This is a genomic window from Roseomonas sp. WA12, from assembly GCF_054165765.1.
The window spans coordinates 449,403-467,461 of record NZ_JBSTUI010000002.1; the positions used below are offsets into that span (position 1 = coordinate 449,403).

Annotated in this window: 16 protein-coding genes; 12 read left to right on the plus strand and 4 right to left on the minus strand. The window is 65.3% G+C overall.

The features are described from left to right. The 4 genes from ACVBD7_RS24590 to ACVBD7_RS24605 all read right to left on the minus strand — a co-directional run bounded on the left by ACVBD7_RS24590 (position 1) and on the right by ACVBD7_RS24605 (position 5,220). The gene (locus ACVBD7_RS24590; RefSeq protein WP_458098120.1) at positions 1–1,311 is read right to left on the minus strand and encodes an NAD(P)/FAD-dependent oxidoreductase; all 1,311 of its coding nucleotides are present in this window, start codon (positions 1,309–1,311) and stop codon (positions 1–3) included. Then, the gene (locus tag ACVBD7_RS24595) at positions 1,308–2,903 is read right to left on the minus strand and encodes an ABC transporter substrate-binding protein (RefSeq protein ID WP_458098121.1); all 1,596 of its coding nucleotides are present in this window, start codon (positions 2,901–2,903) and stop codon (positions 1,308–1,310) included. Before ACVBD7_RS24595 ends, ACVBD7_RS24590 begins: the two co-directional genes overlap by 4 nt. Next, positions 2,900–4,186, minus strand: a complete 1,287-nt coding sequence (locus ACVBD7_RS24600; protein WP_458098122.1) for a M20/M25/M40 family metallo-hydrolase — start codon at positions 4,184–4,186, stop codon at positions 2,900–2,902. Before ACVBD7_RS24600 ends, ACVBD7_RS24595 begins: the two co-directional genes overlap by 4 nt. A 137-nt stretch (positions 4,187–4,323) precedes the next feature. Next, on the minus strand, positions 4,324–5,220 hold the full coding sequence (locus ACVBD7_RS24605) for a LysR family transcriptional regulator (protein WP_458098123.1): 897 nt from the start codon (positions 5,218–5,220) through the stop codon (positions 4,324–4,326). Between the two features lie 17 nt (positions 5,221–5,237). On the opposite strand from ACVBD7_RS24605, the gene ACVBD7_RS24610 reads away from it, so the two are divergent. The 12 genes from ACVBD7_RS24610 to ACVBD7_RS24665 are packed head-to-tail and all read left to right on the plus strand — an operon-like array spanning position 5,238 to position 17,885. Further along, positions 5,238–6,407, plus strand: a complete 1,170-nt coding sequence (locus ACVBD7_RS24610) for an ABC transporter substrate-binding protein (protein WP_458098124.1) — start codon at positions 5,238–5,240, stop codon at positions 6,405–6,407. A 7-nt stretch (positions 6,408–6,414) separates the two neighbouring features. Continuing rightward, a complete protein-coding gene (locus ACVBD7_RS24615; protein ID WP_458098125.1) occupies positions 6,415–7,281 on the plus strand; it encodes an ABC transporter permease in 867 nt (288 codons plus the stop codon). After that, positions 7,278–8,096 (plus strand): ABC transporter permease, encoded by an 819-nt coding sequence (locus ACVBD7_RS24620; protein WP_458098126.1) that lies wholly within the window; start codon positions 7,278–7,280, stop codon positions 8,094–8,096. Before ACVBD7_RS24615 ends, ACVBD7_RS24620 begins: the two co-directional genes overlap by 4 nt. Then, entirely contained in the window at positions 8,096–9,175 is a 1,080-nt protein-coding gene (locus ACVBD7_RS24625; RefSeq protein ID WP_458098127.1) for an ABC transporter ATP-binding protein, read from the plus strand. The genes ACVBD7_RS24620 and ACVBD7_RS24625 overlap by 1 nt, the downstream gene beginning before the upstream one ends. Positions 9,176–9,191: 16 nt before the next feature. After that, positions 9,192–10,229 (plus strand): glutamate cyclase domain-containing protein, encoded by a 1,038-nt coding sequence (locus ACVBD7_RS24630; protein WP_458098128.1) that lies wholly within the window; start codon positions 9,192–9,194, stop codon positions 10,227–10,229. Between the two features lies 1 nt (position 10,230). After that, positions 10,231–11,184: a glutamate cyclase domain-containing protein gene (locus tag ACVBD7_RS24635; RefSeq protein WP_458098129.1), complete on the plus strand. Its 954-nt coding sequence runs from the start codon at positions 10,231–10,233 to the stop codon at positions 11,182–11,184. A 3-nt stretch (positions 11,185–11,187) separates the two neighbouring features. Continuing rightward, positions 11,188–12,180, plus strand: a complete 993-nt coding sequence (locus ACVBD7_RS24640) for an ABC transporter ATP-binding protein (protein ID WP_458098130.1) — start codon at positions 11,188–11,190, stop codon at positions 12,178–12,180. A gap of 1 nt (position 12,181) precedes the next feature. After that, positions 12,182–13,141, plus strand: coding sequence for an ABC transporter ATP-binding protein (locus ACVBD7_RS24645; protein ID WP_458098131.1), 960 nt, complete (start codon positions 12,182–12,184; stop codon positions 13,139–13,141). Continuing rightward, the gene (locus ACVBD7_RS24650; protein ID WP_458098132.1) at positions 13,138–14,733 is read left to right on the plus strand and encodes an ABC transporter substrate-binding protein; all 1,596 of its coding nucleotides are present in this window, start codon (positions 13,138–13,140) and stop codon (positions 14,731–14,733) included. Before ACVBD7_RS24645 ends, ACVBD7_RS24650 begins: the two co-directional genes overlap by 4 nt. 17 nt (positions 14,734–14,750) lie before the next feature. Beyond that, positions 14,751–15,668 carry an ABC transporter permease gene (locus tag ACVBD7_RS24655; protein WP_458098133.1) on the plus strand — a complete coding sequence of 306 codons (918 nt, stop codon included), beginning with the start codon at positions 14,751–14,753 and terminating at the stop codon, positions 15,666–15,668. Then, complete coding sequence (locus tag ACVBD7_RS24660; RefSeq protein ID WP_458098134.1) at positions 15,665–16,534, plus strand: ABC transporter permease; 870 nt, start codon at positions 15,665–15,667, stop codon at positions 16,532–16,534. Before ACVBD7_RS24655 ends, ACVBD7_RS24660 begins: the two co-directional genes overlap by 4 nt. 43 nt (positions 16,535–16,577) lie before the next feature. Beyond that, positions 16,578–17,885: an NtaA/DmoA family FMN-dependent monooxygenase gene (locus ACVBD7_RS24665; protein ID WP_458098135.1), complete on the plus strand. Its 1,308-nt coding sequence runs from the start codon at positions 16,578–16,580 to the stop codon at positions 17,883–17,885. The last annotated feature ends 174 nt before the right edge of the window (positions 17,886–18,059 follow it).

The following is an 18,059-nucleotide window of genomic DNA, read 5'->3' on the forward strand; positions in this document are numbered from 1 at the left end:
CTATCGTGCGGTGAGGCGCGCCAGCCGGTCGCGCGCATCGTAGTAGAGGGTGAGGGGGGGCATGAACCACGGATGTCCCGTGTAGAGAGGCGCCGTCGGGAAATGCGGGCGCGCGAATCCGCTTACCGCTTTCTCGCCCAGCGCCGTCCGCGCCGCGCAGCGCCCGAGATAGGTGTTCATCACGACGCCGGAGCCGTTGCAGCCAAGAACGTAATGGACGCCGTCCCGCAGCCCAATGCGCGGCAGGCGATCGAAAGTGAAGGCGACCAGGCCACCCCAGGCATTGCTGATCCGCGTCCCCGCGAGCTGCGGGAAGACCTGTCGCATGATGCGGTGCAGCCCGGCCGCCACCTTCCGCGGATCAGCGTGGTCGCGCGCCGAAGCGCGTCCGCCCACGAGCAACCGATCCTCGTCGGGCGCGCGGCGGAAGGCATAGGCCAGGCCGCGGGTGTCATTCACCAGCCGATCCTGCGGGATCAACTCGTCCAGCAACGCCCGTGGAAGGATTTCGGTGGCAATCATGTAGCTGCCCACGGGGATCACGCGGCGGCGGAACCAGCCGAGCGCAGGACCATGGCCGTGGGCATTGGTCGCGACGATGACGTCGCGCGCTGCTACCGCTCCACGGGTCGTCGTCACCTTGAAACCGGCCTGGTCGCGCTCGATCCCCGTTAGAGCCGTATGCGGGACGATGGATGCCCCAGCCGAACGCGCTGCGCTCAACAGCCCCTCATGCAGCAAGGCCGGGTGCAGACCGCCATCGCCGGACAGGAGAAGCGCGCCGTGGTGCAGATCGCTCGCCAGCTCCGCCCGCAGACCTGCGCGGTCGAGGATGGTCGCCTCCATACCGAGGCGCCCCTTGAGGAAGCGTGCCAGCCCCTCCAGGCGCGGCAGGTCCTTTGGCGTCCAGGCGCAAACCAGCCGTCCGCTACGACGGAGGTGGCACTCGATCCCTTCCTCCGCCACGAAGCCACGGAACCAGTCATAGGCGTCGCGCGTCTCGGTCATCAGTGCCAGGGCTTCGGTCTCGCCCAGCGCCTTGGACAGTGGCGCGTAGCCCTGGCGCAACCGGCCGCCGATCATGCCGACTGAGCGCGTGGAAGCGCCCCAGCCGGGCTCCCGGGCCTCGATGACGACGACCGAGCGCCCTGCTCGCGCCGCATGCAACGCTGCCGAGAGGCCGGCGTAGCCGGCCCCGACCACGACGATGTCGGCCCGCGCGGGGAGCGCCACGTCCTGGGCCGGCTCGCGCGGGGCGGCCCGCCACCAATGCGGTTCGGCCGAGAAATCCGGGGCGAGGATGTCTCTCACCGGCCGAGCTGGAGATCCAGACCCTTGTAGATGCCGCAATTGTAGATGCCGTGCACCTTCACGCCGCTGACGCGACGGTTGGAGAAGAGAAAAAGCCGTTCATGCGCGAGCGGGATTACCAGTGCCTTCTCCGCGACGATCCGCTGCACCTTGGCATAGGCCTCCGACCGCCCGGCCTCGTCGAGCGCCACCTGCCCGGCGTCGAGCAGCGCGTCGGTCTCCCCATCACGCCAGTTGATCCGGTTGGGCGCGGGGATGCTGCGGGAGTGGAAGGGCATCAGGGCCTCGCCTGCCGTGCCATAGGGCTGAAACAGCGCGTAGGCGTCGTAGTCGGGGGAATTGTTGATCCGTGACATGGCGGCCGCCGGCTCCGGCATGGTCAGCCGGAGATCGATGCCGACTGTCCGCATATAGCCCTGAATCGCCTCCAGCCGGGCGCGCCAGCCCGGCGTGTTTGCCGCTACGATCTCAGGGGCCAGCCGCTTTCCGTCCTTCACACGGAATCCGTCCGACCCGCGCGTCCAGCCCGCTGCGTCCAGGAGTCCACCTGCCCGGCCGGGGTCGAAGCCGACACGTCCCGCATCGGAATAGTCCAGCGTGCCCGGGTTGATGTAAGAATCGCCCACCGCCGCCTGACCGAACCACAGACCCTTGACCAGCATCTCACGGTTCACCGAGAGCGACATGGCCTGGCGGACCCGTTCATCGGAGGTCAGGTCGCGGTTCACGCGCAAGCCGAGGAACGCGCTGTAATTTGCCAGCCGCGGCTGGGCCAGGGCAAGACGCGGATCGCGCCTAAGGCCGTCGATGGCCCATTCCGGCATGGAGTAGGTGAGGTCGCCGCCGCCGGTCTGCATGGCGGCGACGATGGTGGACTCCTCGGGAATCACCTGCCACGTCACCTGTCGCACACGGGCCGGGCCACGATTTTCATAGATGGCCGGACCCCAGCGGTAGGCCTCGTGGCGCGTCAGCACCACACGATCGCGCGGCCGCCACTCGCCCCACCGAAAGGGCCCGGTGCCGTTCATCCCGCGCGCCCCGAAGTCGTTGCCGAGGGCGGCGACATTGTCCTTGTCGATGATGCCGCCAAAGCTCTGCGCGAGCTGGAGCAGCAGCTCGTTATAGGGCCGGTGCAGCACGTACTCGACCGTGTGCGGCCCCTTTGCGGTGATGGCCTTCACCGGCCCGGCGCGCCACGCCGCAGGGGAGCGCGTCATCGGGTCCACAAGGCGGGTGAGGGAGTAGACGACGTCGTCGGCCGTCATCGGCTTGCCGTCGTGGAAGGTGACATCGTCGCGGAGCTCGAAGGTGTAGGTCGTGCCGTCCGGCGAGATCGTCCATGACTTTGCCAGGAGTGGGTGGACCGTCTTCTGATCGTCCTCCAGCGCGACGAGCGTGTCGGTCACCATGAACAGCACTTCGGCCGCGCCGCGCCCCGTGACCTTGTGCGGGTCGAAGCCGACGGAGTCGTTGCGGACGAGGATGGTGACGTTGTCGCGGTTGGCCTGGGCCTCAGCCTCCTCAGCCCGCCCGAGCAGGAGCGCCGCCGTTGCGAGCCCGGCTCTCAGGCCCGTCCTGCGTCCGATCATCCTGTCTGTCCTTCCCGATCCGTCCAGCGCGTGAGGTAATCGAGCGATGAGAGCGCGTGGACGCGAAGGACGTGCAGCATTTCCTCCACGGTCACATGCTCGTCGCGGCGTCCCATGGTCTTCGGCGACGGACCGTAGAGGTAGGCGGGCACGCCGCGCCACCGCCAGTAGCGGGCATCAGAGCCACCGAGGCTGACGATGACAGGGGGCCGCACGCCGCGCAGGGCCTCAACATTGTCCTGGAGGATGACGGCCATCTCGCCATCCGGATCGCACCAGCTCGGGTCGTAGCTGTGGTCTGGCCGATCGACGAAGGATGCCTCGGGGTGGCGGGCGAGGATTTCGCCGAAGGTCTCCATGACGCGGTCCCGGTCGAGACCTGGCGGGACGCGGATCTCCACCTCCATCACGCACTCATCCGGCAGGATGTTGATCTTCAGACCGCCATGGATGGTCCCGATGTTCACGGTGGGCACGCCCACGATCGCGGGCGCGCCGGCGCCCAGGCTCTCCTCCATAGCGGCGCGGGCCGCGGGGGATTCCAGCAGGGCGGCAACCCGCGCCGGCAGCTCCGGCCGCAACGCGCCAATCTCCTCCAACTCTGCCATCAGCCGGCCGGCAATCTTCACCGCGCTCGCGCTCAGATGCGGGTAGGCGCCATGCGCCCCAGTGGTGCGGATCGTGATAACGAGACGAAGCGTGCCCTTCTCAGCGAAGCGAATGGTCGCGGCGCCGCTAGGCTCCCCATTCAGGCAGCAGTCGCCGATAACTTCATCCGGGAGGGTCTCCATCAGGTGCTTCGTGCCCCAACGGCCCCCCGTCTCCTCGTCGGAAACAACCGTCAGGGTCAGCCGCCCGCGCAGCTGCCCCTTTAATCGGGAGAGATAGAGATAGGTAAAGATCGAGGCCGTCGTGCCGCACTTCATGTCCGCGGCACCGCGACCGTAGATCCGTCCATCCTCGACCGCACCGCTCCATTGACCGCGCTCGCCTGGGCGGTCCTCGACGGCAGGAAAGACGTCCATATGGCCGTTGAGGACGAGATGGCGTCCAGCCAGACCGCTATCCAGCGTGCCGACGATGTTGGGCAGATCCGGGCGGGCCGCGACGATCCGGTGAGGCAGGACCTCGTCCGCAAGGAAGCGGGTGATGAAGGCGCAGGCCTCTCGCGTATCGCCGGGCGGGTTAGGTGACTTCGCCTGGAGGAAGCCGCTCAGGAACGCGACGATACGGTCGCGATCCGCGTCAATCCATCCCAGCAGCGACCGACGAACATCATCCATCGAAGAGACAGGTCCTCCGCGCAATGTTCTCGCTCTAGCATCTCTGTTTCCCTTGTGGAATGGGCCGGGATCGCCTCTAGCCTCCAGCTTAAGCCCTCTACTGCGACTTCCAGCGGTGTGGCCGAGCAACTGGCTGATCAACTCGCGAGCGCGAGGCATCTTGCCAGAGCCCGTGCCAGCGCCTCGGCGGCAGGAGGCAAGCGCTGACCTCTACGCACGAGAATGTCGATCTTACCCCGTGCCAGCACTGAGCTGGTCACGGGAACGGCCACGAGTTGTCCCATCGCCAAATAGGGCTGTGCTCGGCTCGCAGAAGCGATTGCAACCGCCTGACCGGCTCGAAGAAATCCCGCGGCCACATGCATCGAATTCGTCTCGATTGTTGGCCGGCAGGTCAACTTTTCGGCCTGCCAGGCGGCATCAAACAGAACGCGACTGCTTCCGTGCATAGCGGGCGCAACAATGGGGTAGTCGCGTAACTCCGCTAGTCTCAGCCTCTCAGAGCTGGCGAGTGGATGCCCCGGAGCCATGATGACCTGCTGAGGCTCAACCATGCTCCCGAGTGAAGCCACTCTAGGATCGGGTGCTGGGCAAAAGGTGATGCCGATTTGACAGGTGCCGCTACGAACGGCCTCGAGAATATTCGTTGATCGGGACACGCTGATGTCCAGTGTCACTGCCGGATACCGTGCACAGTACCCAGCCAGCACCGCAGGAAGCAGCGACGTGGCGAAGCTCTCGATCGTCCGCACAATAACGTGCCCGCGCCTCACGCCGCGTACCGCATCGATATCCGCGTCAAGGCGCCCAGACTGCAGCATGACCTCTTGCGCGTGGTGGAGCAGTACCTCACCGGCTGAGGTCAGGTGGATGCCGCGCGTGGTTCTCTCGACCAGCTTCACGCGCATCTCCTCCTCAAGCTTAAGCACCTGCCGACTAACTGCAGATTGAGCAATGCGGAGCTGGGTGGCTGCCTCCCGCATCGAGCCGAAACGCGCGACGGCTACGAAGTAGCGAAGACCCGTGGAGAGCATCTGGACCGTTTCCCGTGATGCCGAAATGGCATCATGCCTACCGGTATTTTAGACTTGCCTGGCGTCGAGCCAAGCCGTCAAGCTCCGATACCGCGCCGCAACATTGGGCGTGCTGGCTGGGATCGCAGATGACTGAAACCTCTCTCGCATCTCGTCGAACCCTTCTGATCGGCTCAGGCGTCACGCTGTCGACCCTTGCAGCTCCGCGGATCGCACGTGCCGCACCGATCGAGTTCGTGCTTGGCTGCAACGGCGGTGCTGCCTATCGCAACCTGTACAAGAGCGTCCTTCAGCATTTCGAGCAGCGGCACAGCGCAAAGGTCGTGCCGGTGTTCGGCGGTGCGTCGGAGCTGATGAACCGCGTTCTTGCCGAGCGGAACCGTCCCAGCCTCGACTGCGTCGTAACTTTCCAGGGCACATGGCTCGTCGGTAAGGCAGAAGATGCGCTGGAGAAAGTCGATACGAGCCGCATCCCGCACATGGAGGATATCTACGACTTCCTTCGCGACCCAGAGGGCTACGCGCCTTTCGTGAACTTCGGTGCCTGGGGCATCGTCTACAATCGGGATGCCGTGGCGACCCCGCCGCGCTCCTTCAAGGCGCTCTGGGACCGCGCCTATGACCGCAAGGTCATGGTTGGCGGGCCGTATCATTGGCAAATTCACCTGGCGGCCTTCGCGCAAGCCTGGGCTGGCGACCAGTCGAAGATCGATGTTGCTTTCGACAAGATGAAGGAGCTCGCGCCCCGTCTCGCCGGGCTGTACGGGCTCTCCTCCGACGCGCAATCCAAGCTGCAGCAGGGTGTGGGAGATATCGCGCCCTGGTACTCCTACAACGCACAGCGTGTGCGGCAGCTCGGCGTTCCCGTATCCTTCCAGATGCCGGAGGAGGGCGGTTTTATCTATCCCTCGGCCTATCACGCCGTGAAGGGCACGCAGAAGATCGACCTGGTCGAGAAGCTGATAGGCACCTTCTTCGATCCCACGCTGCAGCCGGGTCTGGCGAGGGAGGACGGGTTCATCCCGTCCAACCGGAAGACTGTGCTGGATGCAGCTGTGCAGCGCGAACTGCCGACGATCGACGAAGTTCTCCGTTGCCGCAACTGGGACTGGGAACTAATCAATCGGGACCAGGATGCCTGGCTTACGCGCTGGAACCGCGAGATTCTCCCGCTGATCCGGGCGTAGGCGCAGCATGCGCGCCGGCCAGCGCGGCTGGGTGGGCTGGATCCTGCTCGCCCTGCCCACCGCCTACTTCCTCGCCATCGTTGCCTGGCCCCTAGCCAGCCTCGTCCGCATGGGCTTCTCCCGCCCGGCGCGTGGCCGCGTGTTCGGAGAGGGGTTCTCGCTCGACAACTACATTCAGGCCCTGACGGACGGGCTCTACTTGGAGACCCTGGGCACTACCCTTCGGATTGGCATCCTCTCCTCCCTGCTCGCCCTGCTGCTCGGCTTCCCGCTGGCGCTGTTCATCCGCCGCGCGCGCCCCGTGACGCGCAGCCTCCTCATCTTCGTCACGATTGCCCCGATCCTGATCAGCGTTGTCGTGCGCGCCTATGGCTGGATGGTGCTTCTCGCCAATCGCGGACTGGTCAACTCGCTGCTTATGAAGGTTGGGCTGATTGATCGTCCGCTCCGCCTCATCTTCAACGAGACCGGCATCGTGATTGGCACCGCCCATGTTCTACTGCCTTTCATGGTGTTGGCGGTGCTGGGCAGCCTTCAGACCATCGACGGCGTGCTAGACGATGCCGCATCCAGCCTAGGAGCCTCCCCCTGGCGCACGATGCGAGACATTGTGCTCCCCCTGGCGCTCCCCGGAATCGCGGCTGGAACGGTGCTCGTGTTCGTCCTCGCAGTCACCTCTTTCGTTACACCCGTCCTACTCGGCGGCGGCCTAGTCCTCACGCTCCCAGTGGCCGCGCTGCAGCAATTCAATAGCACGTTCAACTGGGCCTTCGGCTCGGCACTCGTCGGCGTACTGCTGGTAACGGTCCTCGGCACGACGTTGATCTTCGACGGCGTGCTGAAGCGCCGCATGGCCAGGCTTTCGGCCCGATGAGAGACCTGACCTTTGGACGCGCGGCCTTCGGGACGCTGGTGGGAGCCATCGCCGTCTTCGTGCTGGCACCGATCCTGGTGGTGCTGGTCGCCAGCATTTCCACCACCCCGTATCTCACCTTCCCACCTGCCGGCTTCACCACGCGCTGGTTCACCGACATCGTGGAGCTGCGTGACTACATCGCGGCCTTCCGCTTCAGCCTGCTAGTGGCGGTGCTTGCAACTGCACTTTCACTGGCTCTCGGTCTCTGGGTGGCGCTGGCTATGGCGCGGTACGAATTTCCAGGAAAAGCGGGGCTGATGGCCTTTTTCCTCTCGCCGATCATCATCCCGGAACTCGCGCTCGCGCTCGGCCTGCTCCAGTACTTCAGCCAGCTCGGCGTGTTTAAGGGACTGGTGCCGACCCTGCTCGCGCATTCGGTGGTCTGCACGCCTTATGTCATCCGGACCCTCTACGCGACGACCATCCGGCTGGATCGGGATCTCGAGGACAGCGCCCTCAGCCTCGGCGCGGCGCCCTGGCGCGTGCTGCGGGACATCACCCTGCCCCTGCTGCGCCCGGGGCTTCTCAGCGGCGGAATCATGGCCTTCGTTATCTCCTTCGACAACGTCACCATATCCCTCTTTCTCTCCGCACCGGGTGCGACGACGCTGCCGGCTCTGCTGTTCAACCAAGCCGCAGAGTCTGGGCTGAGTACGACCCTGGCTGCCGTCTGCGCCATGCTCGTCCTGTTCATGCTTGCCCTCATGCTGGTGGTGGAGCGCGTGCTTGGGCTGGAGCGCTTCGCGACCGGCACTGTGGCGGGAAGCCGCTGATGAGCGGACAGAAGGCGGCCTCCTTAACTGTCGAGGCGGTGACGCGGCGTTTCGGCGGCACCACGGCCGTGGACGGCGTGGGGCTTGAGGTGGCACCGGGCGAGTTCCTCGGCCTGCTTGGGCCGAGTGGCTGCGGCAAGACAACCCTGCTGCGCATGATTGCCGGCTTCATCCGCCCAGACTCTGGCCGGATCCTCTGCGATGGGCGGGACATTACCCGCCTGCCGCCCTATCGGCGCGGCCTGGGCGTGGTCTTTCAGAACTACGCCCTGTTCCCGCACATGACAGCGGCGGAGAATGTCGGTTACGGGCTGCGGGTGCGTGGCATAGGGCGAGCGGATGCCGAAGGGCGCGTGCGAGACGCGCTCGGCCGTGTAGGCCTTGCCCATGCAGAGGGCCGTTTGCCGGGCCAACTTTCTGGGGGCATGCAGCAGCGCGTGGCACTCGCCCGCGCCCTGGTGATTGAGCCAGCCATTCTCTTGCTCGACGAGCCGCTCTCCGCCCTCGACAAGAACCTGCGGGAGGAGATGCAGGTGGAGCTCCGCCTGCTGCAGCAACGCATCGGGGTGACCACCGTCTTCGTCACGCATGACCAGGAGGAGGCAATGACCCTCTCCGACCGAATCGCGGTCATGCAGGAGGGCCGAATCAGGCAGATCGGTGCGCCGCAGGCCGTGTACGACCACCCGACGTCGCGCTTCGTCGCTACCTTCCTGGGCACGACCAACCTGTTGGACGGGCGGCTGATCGGGACCGAGGGCGGCCTTGCGCGTCTGGGCCTAGCTGGTGGTGCGGAGATGGCGGTCCGCGCCGGCACAGCTCCGCCCGCGCCGGGTGCATCCGCGCGCATCGCCGTCAGACCGGAGGCAGTGACGCTGGTCCCGGAAGGGCATGGGGGAGGACTGCCCGGCACGATCGGCGACGTCCTGTTTCAAGGGCACCGGCTCATCGTGCTTTTTCACGCGGATGGAGGCCAGACCCTCCGCGCCTACGCCGCGCCGTCGGGGTGGCGGTTGAACAAGGGCGAACGGGCTCGCGCAACCTGGTCGGCAGACCAGGCCGCACTGCTGGCCGATTGAAGAGGAAGACGCCGTCTTGGACGAGATCACCTGCCACTACATCGATCGCCTCGTCACGATCGAGATGCGCGCCGGCCGCGGGGAGATCCCCCGCGGCGTGACCCACAGGCTCTATGAGGCCGCGCGTGCCGCCCAGGACGATCGCGCCTTGACCTTTCTTGCGGCCGACGGCCTGCGCAAGGCGCTCACCCGCGGGGACCATGTGCTGATCGCGACCGGCGCCGGTACTCCGCCCTGGCTGCCGAAAGGCGAGACGGACGGGCCGCCCGGCGCGGCCGCCATCGCCCGTGCGCTGGATATCGGCCTCGGTGCCAAGCCAATCGTAGTCGGAGAGGAGCGCAATATCGGTCCCATCATTGCCTCCCTCGAGGGGATCGGCCTCGTGGTGAATGATGAGGCCCAGTTCGCCCAGCGCGACGGCTGTGCCCTGGTGATCCCCATGCCTCTCGGCGCGGAGCCCGGGGCAGCCTTCGCCAGGGACATCTTCGCTCGCTTCGCGCCCAAAGCGGCGGTTTTCGTGGAGAAGGCCGGGCCAAACAGCGAGGGCTACTACAACAGCCTGCTCGGCACCGGCCGCACGAAGGACATGATGGCGAATGCCGAGCTGCTGGCCGCAGAGGCCAAGGCCGCTGGCGTCTTCACCCTCGGTATCGGGGATGGCGGCAACGAGATCGGCTTCGGCAAGGCGGCCGAGGCGATCCGCGACATTCAGCCATGGGGTCGCAGGAGCCGCCGCCCTGACGGCAGCCCCGGCGTCGGGATCGTAACGGTGACGGAAACGGATGTGCTCCTCGCGGCGGCTGTGTCCAATTGGGGCGGCTACGGTGTGGCTGCGGCCCTGGCTGCCCTGGAAGGGCGCCCGGAGATCCTGCATTCAGTCGCCGACGAGCGCCGCATGCTGAACCGTTGCGTAGAGGCAGGCGCTGTGGACGGCGTGTTCTGCCGCCCCGTCCCGATGGCGGACGGCACGAGCGAGGAGACGCAGTTCGCCATGATCACCATGCTGCACGACATCGTTGCCAGCAGTCTGCGCACCGTGAAGCGGAGCTTCTGAGATGCAGATCGCTGCCGACAGCATCGATCGGCTGATGATGGTCGAGATCCGCCAACGCGCCGGGAACCGGGGCTTTAAGTGGACGCTCTATGAGACCGCCCGCGCCGCTTCGGACAAGCCGCTTGTGATGGCAGCTGCCGAGGCGCTGGACATCCCGCCCGCCCGCATCGCAATCGTAACAGGGGCTGCGGTGCCGGAGCACATGCCCGTCGGGGAGAATGACGGCCCTTTCGGTGCTGCAGTCCTGGCCCAGGCGTTGGTCGCCATCGGGCACCAGGTGGAGATCTGGACCGATCCCGTCTGCGCCACCCCTATCGAGGGTGTGCTGCGCCACCTGAAGGTGGCCGTGCCCGTGCGCGTCCTCGGCATGAACGACGATGTCCAGCAACGCGGGATTGCTGAGGAGAACGATGTCCTCGTTGCGATCGAGCGACTGGGCGGTAACGTGCACGGCAATATTCACGGCATCAACGGCCGCGTCCGCAATGCCTTCCGCACCCGGGTGGACACGATGTTCCACCGTGCGGCCGAGCTGGGCTGTACTACAATCGGCATCGGTGATGGCGGCAACGAGGTGGGGTTCGGCAAGATCCGGGACGCCCTAATCGCGCGCGCGCCGGAGCACAACCAGGCAGACAAGACGCCCTGCGGGGGCGGCATTTTCGCGGCCACCGCAACGGACATCCTCGTCGTCGGCACCACCTCCAATATCGGTGCCTATGGAGTCGTGGCAGCCCTCGCGATGCGGCGCGGCGACATCACCCTCTGCCATCCAGGCGAGGTGGAGGAAGGGCTGCACTATGTCGGCGTTGGGCTGGGCCTGGCGGATGGCGGGGGCGGCGGCATAATCCCGTCCTGCGACGGCATCCCCGCCAAGGCGAACGCGGCCATGGCTACGCTTCTCCAGGCCGTGGTGCAGCGTTACCTCGACCCGCCGCGGGTCCGGGCCTTCTGAGGGATGGCGGTGACGGACGCGCTCCTCTCCGTGCGCAACCTGACCGTGGACTTTCACACGGCCCGGGGCCGCTTCACCGCGCTCCACGATCTCAGCTTCGACGTCATGCCGGGCCGGGTGCTCGGGATCGTCGGAGAATCCGGCAGCGGCAAGAGTGTTACCGCCCTGTCGCTCATGCGGCTGCTGCCCGATGGGTCGGCACGGATCGCGGCGGGGCAAATCCTGTTCGGCGGTCATGACCTTGCTCAATGCAAAGAGCGCCGCATGCGCGGCCTGCGCGGGCGGGAGATCGCCATGATCTTCCAGGATCCCATGACCTCGCTGAACCCGATCCTCAGCATCGGGCACCAACTCCGCGAATCCCTTTCGCTCCACTTGGATCTGGGCCGCGCCTCAGCTCAGCGGCGGGCGGAGGAACTGCTGGCCCTGGTGCGCATTCCGTCCCCGCGCGCCTGCCTGGACAAGTACCCGCACGAGCTGTCAGGCGGGATGCGGCAACGCGTGATGATCGCCATCGCTCTCAGCTGCGGCCCGAAGCTTCTGATTGCTGACGAGCCCACAACGGCGCTCGACGTTACCACCCAGGCACAGATCCTGGAGTTGCTGCGGAACCTTCAACGTGAGCTCGGCATGGCCATCATGCTCATTACCCATGATCTCGGAGTGGTCGCCGAGTTCGCCGATGAAGTGCAGGTCATGTATGCCGGCCGTATCGTCGAGCGGGCGTCGGTCGCTGGCATCTTCGAGCAACCCGCCCATCCCTACACGGGTGGGCTTTTGCACAGCATGCCGGCGCTCGAGGAGGAGGATCCTGCCCTGCTTCCGGCGATCCCCGGGATGGCGGCAAGCCCCTTCGACCTGCCCGAGGGCTGCGCCTTCCACCCCCGTTGCCACCGTGCGGATATCGACTGCAGCCGGGGCCTTCCACCGCTTGCCCAGGTGGCGCCCAATCACGCCGCTGCCTGCATCCACGCTCTGCCCGACGGACGCGCCTGACATGGCGGAGCAGCCCCTGGTAGAGGTCGAAGGCCTCACGCGCTCCTTCCACCTCGGAGGCCGGACCGTGCGGGCGGTTGATGGGGTAAGCTTCAAAATTGGCCGGGGCGAGACCCTCGCCCTAGTTGGGGAGAGCGGCTGCGGCAAGACGACCACCGGGCGGCTGCTGGTCCGCCTGGTTGATCCCGAGAGTGGCCGCATCACTTTCGACGGCGTCGATATGGCGGCGGCGTCCGGCGCCGGCCTGCGAGCCGCGCGGCGGCGCATGCAGATGATCTTCCAGGACCCTGGCAGTTCCTTCAACCCACGAATGAAGGTGGCCTCCCTGGTCACGGAACCGATGCAGCTGGCCGGGCTGCCGGAGTCAGAACAGCGTGCTCGGTTGGCTGAGCTGCTGCCGCTGGTCGGGCTGGCTGCTGACTATGCCGGCCGCTACCCACATGAATTCTCCGGTGGCCAGCGCCAGCGGATCGGAATAGCACGTGCGCTCGCGCTGCGTCCCGACTTCATCGTCTGCGACGAGCCCGTCTCGGCGCTGGACGTCTCCGTACAGGCACAGGTCGTCAATCTGCTGACGGATGTGCAGCATCGATTCGGCCTTACGTACCTCTTCATTTCGCATGATCTTCGGGTGGTCCGACATGTCGCGAACGAGGTCGCGGTGATGTATCTCGGCCGCATCGTCGAGCACGCGTCGAAGGCGTCGCTCTACCGCAGCCCGCGCCATCCTTATACCCGCGCGCTTCTCTCCGCCGTGCCATCCCATCGGCCAGGCATGGCGCGCCGCACCCTGGCCGATCTCGGCGAGATCGCGAGCGCCGACGCCATCCCCTCCGGGTGCCGCTTCCACACGCGGTGCCCCTATGCGGTCCCGCTCTGCCGCGAGATCGACCCGCCGATGAGCCAGATCGCCGAAGACCACCGCGCCGCCTGCCACAGGCTGGAGAGCATCCCGCCGTGACTCCGCGCCGCCTGAGAGCACCGCCTAGCCCAACCACCTCCACCGGAAAGGATGTCCCAATGTCGGACCATCTCCCCAAGTTCGTCCCCGGTGGCCTGGGCCGCCGCGAGCTCGGCCTAGCGGCCCTTGCCGGTGCAGCGGCTAGCGGGATCCGCCCGGCCCGCGCCGCCGATCGGGTCCTGACCTGTGGCGCCTCGGTCTTCCCTGACTCGCTGCGCCCAGGCATTTCGTCCTTCGCCTCGGCCAGCCTTCTGGAACAGACGAACGAGCCGCTCTTTGCGCGAGACAATGCAGGCCGGACCGTGCCGGCCCTGGCCACGGAGCACATCCAGCTTGATGACCGGACGACGCAGTTCAGGCTGCGTCGCGGGGTCAAGTTCCATGATGGCAGCGACTTCACGGCCGAGGATGTCGCCTTCACCCTCAACTACGTCCTCGACGTCAAGAACGGCTATGGCCTGCTGGCAAGGATCGCCCCCGTCAATGCAGTAACGGTCGTCGATCCCTATACGGTAAACCTGACGACCAACGAGATCTTCCCGACCCTGCTTCAAGGCCTCTCGCACATCTTGATTCAAAGCAAGGCATATGTCGCAAAGGTTGGCTTCGAGGGCGTGCAGTCCCGCCCGGTGGGCACCGGTCCCTTTGTCTATCGGCGCTGGGCCCCAGGCGACCGCTACGAGCTGACCGCAAACAAGGCCTATTGGGGCGGGGCGCCGAAAATCGACCGTCTGGTCATTCGGGAGATCCCCGATCCCGGCACGCGCATCGCCTCTCTCGTTGCTGGCGAGACACAGATCATCGAGGAGGTGCCGATCGACCTCATCCCCCAGGTCGAACGTTCCTCGGCCACCCGAATGGACGAGATCGTCTCCAGCGTCGGCCTGATCCTGACCTACGACGTGCGCATGCCACCCTTCAACAACCCGAAGGTGCGGCTTGCCTTCGACCTTGCGATCGACAAGGAAGCGATCCGGCGCGAGATCCTCAAAGGGCGGGGCGAGGTTTTGCAGGGGCAGCTCCTGACCTCCACGAGCTTCGGCTTCAACCCCGGCGTTAGGGCGCGCGCCTTCGACCCCGACCGCGCGAAGGCATTGCTGCGGGAAGCTGGGTTCAACTTCCGGACCCCTGTTCCTCTCACGACGCAGTCGGGCAAATACGTTTCAGACGTCGACATCTGCAACGCCGTGGCAGGCATGTTGTCCAACATTGGCGTTAACGCGACCGTGAACGTGGTCGAAGGCGGCGTTTGGTCGCAGATGCAGCGCTCGATGCGGGCCGGGCCGATGCACATGATCGGTTGGTACAGCCTGGGCGACGCGGATTTCGCGACTGTCTGGTTCACTCAGGCTGGTCGCCGGTCAATGTGGACGAACGAGGAGTACGAACGCCTCTTTCTTGCCGCGCGCTCCACCAACGACCAGGCAGCGCGGGAGCGGGACTATCATCGGATGATGGCAATCATGCACGAGGAGAACCCCGCCATGTTCCTCTTCGGCCTGCCGAGCCTCTACGCGGTTAATCGGAGGGTGACCGGCTTCGGCGCCGCCTCGGACAAGATCCTCCGTCTCGCCCAGGCGGACATCGGCTAGCTCGGGAGCGACACCCGGTGCTCCGATATGTCGCACGGCGGCTGGTAGTCCTGCCGCTCTCGCTGTTCCTCGTCGCGCTTGTAACCTTCGTGGTGATGCGAATGACGGGGAACCCTGTGGATATCTTCCTCGACGTCTCATCGACGCCCGAGCAGGTGGCGGAACTCACCGCCAAACTGCACCTGGACGAGCCGATACCGGTGCAGTTCCTCATCTTCCTGCGAGACCTTGCCAGCGGTGATTTCGGTCAATCGCTCCAGTTCAGCACCGGCGCGGTCGAGGTAGTGTTACAGCGGCTCGGCGCCACCTTGCAACTCGCTGCCGCGGGCCTCGGCCTTGCAGTGATATCGGGGACCGCGCTCGGCCTACTCTGCGCTGTGCGGAAGGATAGGCCGGCCGATTTCATCGTCACCTCGCTAGCGGTGGCCGGACAGTCGATGCCGAGCTTCTGGCTGGGCCTCCTGCTCATCCAATTCTTCGCCTTGCAACTGGGCTGGCTGCCCACGTCCGGCTCCGGCGACCTCGCGCATCTTGTCCTGCCGGCCCTGACGCTGGCTGCATTTCTGCTGCCCAATATCGTCCTGATTACCCGCGCCAGTGTCCTTGATCTGATGGGCGAGCCGTTCGTGGTCGCCGCGCGCGCAAAGGGACTCTCACGCCTTCGCGTGCTGCTGACACACATTCTCCCGAATGCCCTCAACCCCCTGCTCAGCTTTCTAGGCATTCAAATCGGCACGCTTATCGGCGGCTCGATCATCACTGAGACAATCTTTGCCTGGCCTGGGGTCGGGCGGCTCCTGCTCAGCAGCATCTCGAATCGAGACGTGCCGGTGGTGGAGGCAGGGGTCCTGATCATCGCGGTGGGTATCGCGGTCACCAACCTTGTCGTTGATGTGCTGCAAATGCTCGTCGACCCGAGGGTCCGTCGGCAATGACCGCGCAGGTCAAGCCGCGCCGGCGCCTTTTGGGGAAGACCTTCAAGATCGGGCTGGGTACCGTGATCGTGCTCGGCATGATCCTGATGGCTGTCTTCGCACCTCTGATCGCGCCGCACGATCCCTATCTGCAAAGCCTATCCATGCGGCTGAAGCCGCCGGCCTGGATGGCCGGCGGCTCGGTAAAACACCTACTCGGTACCGACACCTATGGGCGCGACCTCTTGTCACGGCTGATGTACGGGGCGCGGCTGTCCATCCTCGTCGGCGTCAGCGCGATGCTCTTCTCCTGCGTGCTGGGCAGCGCGGCGGGGTTGATTGCCGGCTACAAGGGAGGGCGGATTGAGCAGGTCATCATGCGCGTGGCGGATGCGCAGATGGCGTTTCCCGATATCCTGCTGGCGATCCTGGTGGTGGCTGCGATCGGCGGCAGTGCGATCAATCTGGTTATTGTCCTCGGGATCTCGCGCTGGATGATCTATGCACGCGTGACCTTCGGCCTCACGCGTTCCTTGAAGCAGCGTCCCTTCGTGGAAGCCGCGACACTCTTCGGTGCACCAGACCTTTACGTCATTCGACGCCATATCCTGCCGCAGATTTTCCCGGTCCTGACGGTCGTCTCCACGCTCCAGGTGGCTCAGATGGTGCTGCAGGAAACCGCACTCTCCTATCTCGGTCTGGGTCTTCCTGCACCCACCGCAACCTGGGGCAACATCCTCTCCGAGGGTAGCAGCCGCCTCTTTGTGGCGCCCTGGATCGCCGATTTGGCCGGCCTGGCAATCATTCTTTTGGTCTGGGGGATCAACATGCTCGGCAACGGCCTGCGCGAGCACGTCGACCCCCGGTCTGAGACGGCGATGCGGTGACATCGCATTCCCCGCAAATCAAAGACTTCGAAAGGAAGGCAGCATGAGCAGCCCCATGTTCCACCTCGCTTGGTTCCTGTCCCGTGGGTTCGGCCCCAAGGCCTGGCGCCATGAATGGGGCGGCACGGATGCAAGCCAAGCGCGATGGATGATGCCGGATCTCTTCGTCGACCTTGCACGGTCAATGGAGCGCGCGTGCTTCGACTACCTGATCATCGAGGACAGCTGCAACGTCCCCTACACCTACCAGGGGTCGCACAACATGTATCTGAAATACGCTGCGGCGACGCCGAAGCTGGATCCCGCGACGCTGGTTCCCTACCTTGCCCAAGCGACAAAGCACCTCGGCATCGTACCTACGCTTTCGGCAAGCGAATATCCGCCCTATCTCCTAGCGCGCCTCGTCAACTCGCTGGACCACCTTACCGAAGGTCGAGTGGGCTGGAATATGGTGACCGGCAGTAACGATGGCGGCGCGCAGAATTATGGCCGGGAGAAGCACTTCCCGCACGATGAGCGCTACGATCGAGCCGACGAGGTTGCGGAGATCGTCACCCAGCTTTGGGAGAGCTGGGAGCCCGATGCGGTAGTTCTCGATCGCGAGAACGCGATCTTTGCGGACGGGAACAAGGTGCACGCAATCAACTATCAGGGGAAATACTTCAGCTGCCGCGGCCCGCTCACCGCTCCGCGCTCACCGCAGGGGCGGCCCGTGCTGTGCCAAGCGGGTGGCTCGCCGCGCGGCCAGCTCTTCGCCTCCCGATGGGCCGATACGATTATCGCCACGGCGGAGTCCGTCGCCGACATGAAGAAGCAGCGGGAGATTGTCAGGCGTAATGCAGTCGCTCAAGGGCGCGACCCTGACAAGATCAAGGTTCTCTTTCTCGCAGATCCTATCGTGGATCGGTCGATGACCGAGGCGCGGGAGCGACGTCAGGCGGAGGTAGCGCTCGCCAACGATCATATCGAGTTCGCGCTGGCGATGATGTCGACCCTCACCGGCGTCGATTTTTCGCAGTTTCCGATCGACGAGCCGCTGCCGGCTCTGACCTCAAACGGTCACCAGTCAGCGGCAGCGAAATGGGCCGGACGCACGCCGCGCGAAATTACGATGCAGCGGGCTAATCGCTCCGGCCTCGATTACACCGGCACGCCGGATCACGTCGCAGGGATGATGGAAGAGGTGATGCAGGAGGTAGGGGGCGACGGCTTTCTTCTCACGTTTGGAGATTTCAGCCGCCGCTATATTGCTGAAATCTGTGATGGTCTGGTGCCAGAATTGCAGAAGCGCGGCCTTACAAAGCGGGGGTACACGCACAAGACGTTCCGCGACAATCTGATGGAGTTTTGAGGCAGTGGTCGATCTTTGGTGCTGAGGGCTCAGCGGGCGGGGCGCTTTGCAATCGCCTTATGCGAGACCGTGACCGAGCTCGGACAGAATGCTGGAGCTGGTCAGGGCGCGAGCGTGCGTCGGTCTGGCGGGGCATGCTGCATGGCGACGGCGCGCTACCAAGCTTCTGGTGAT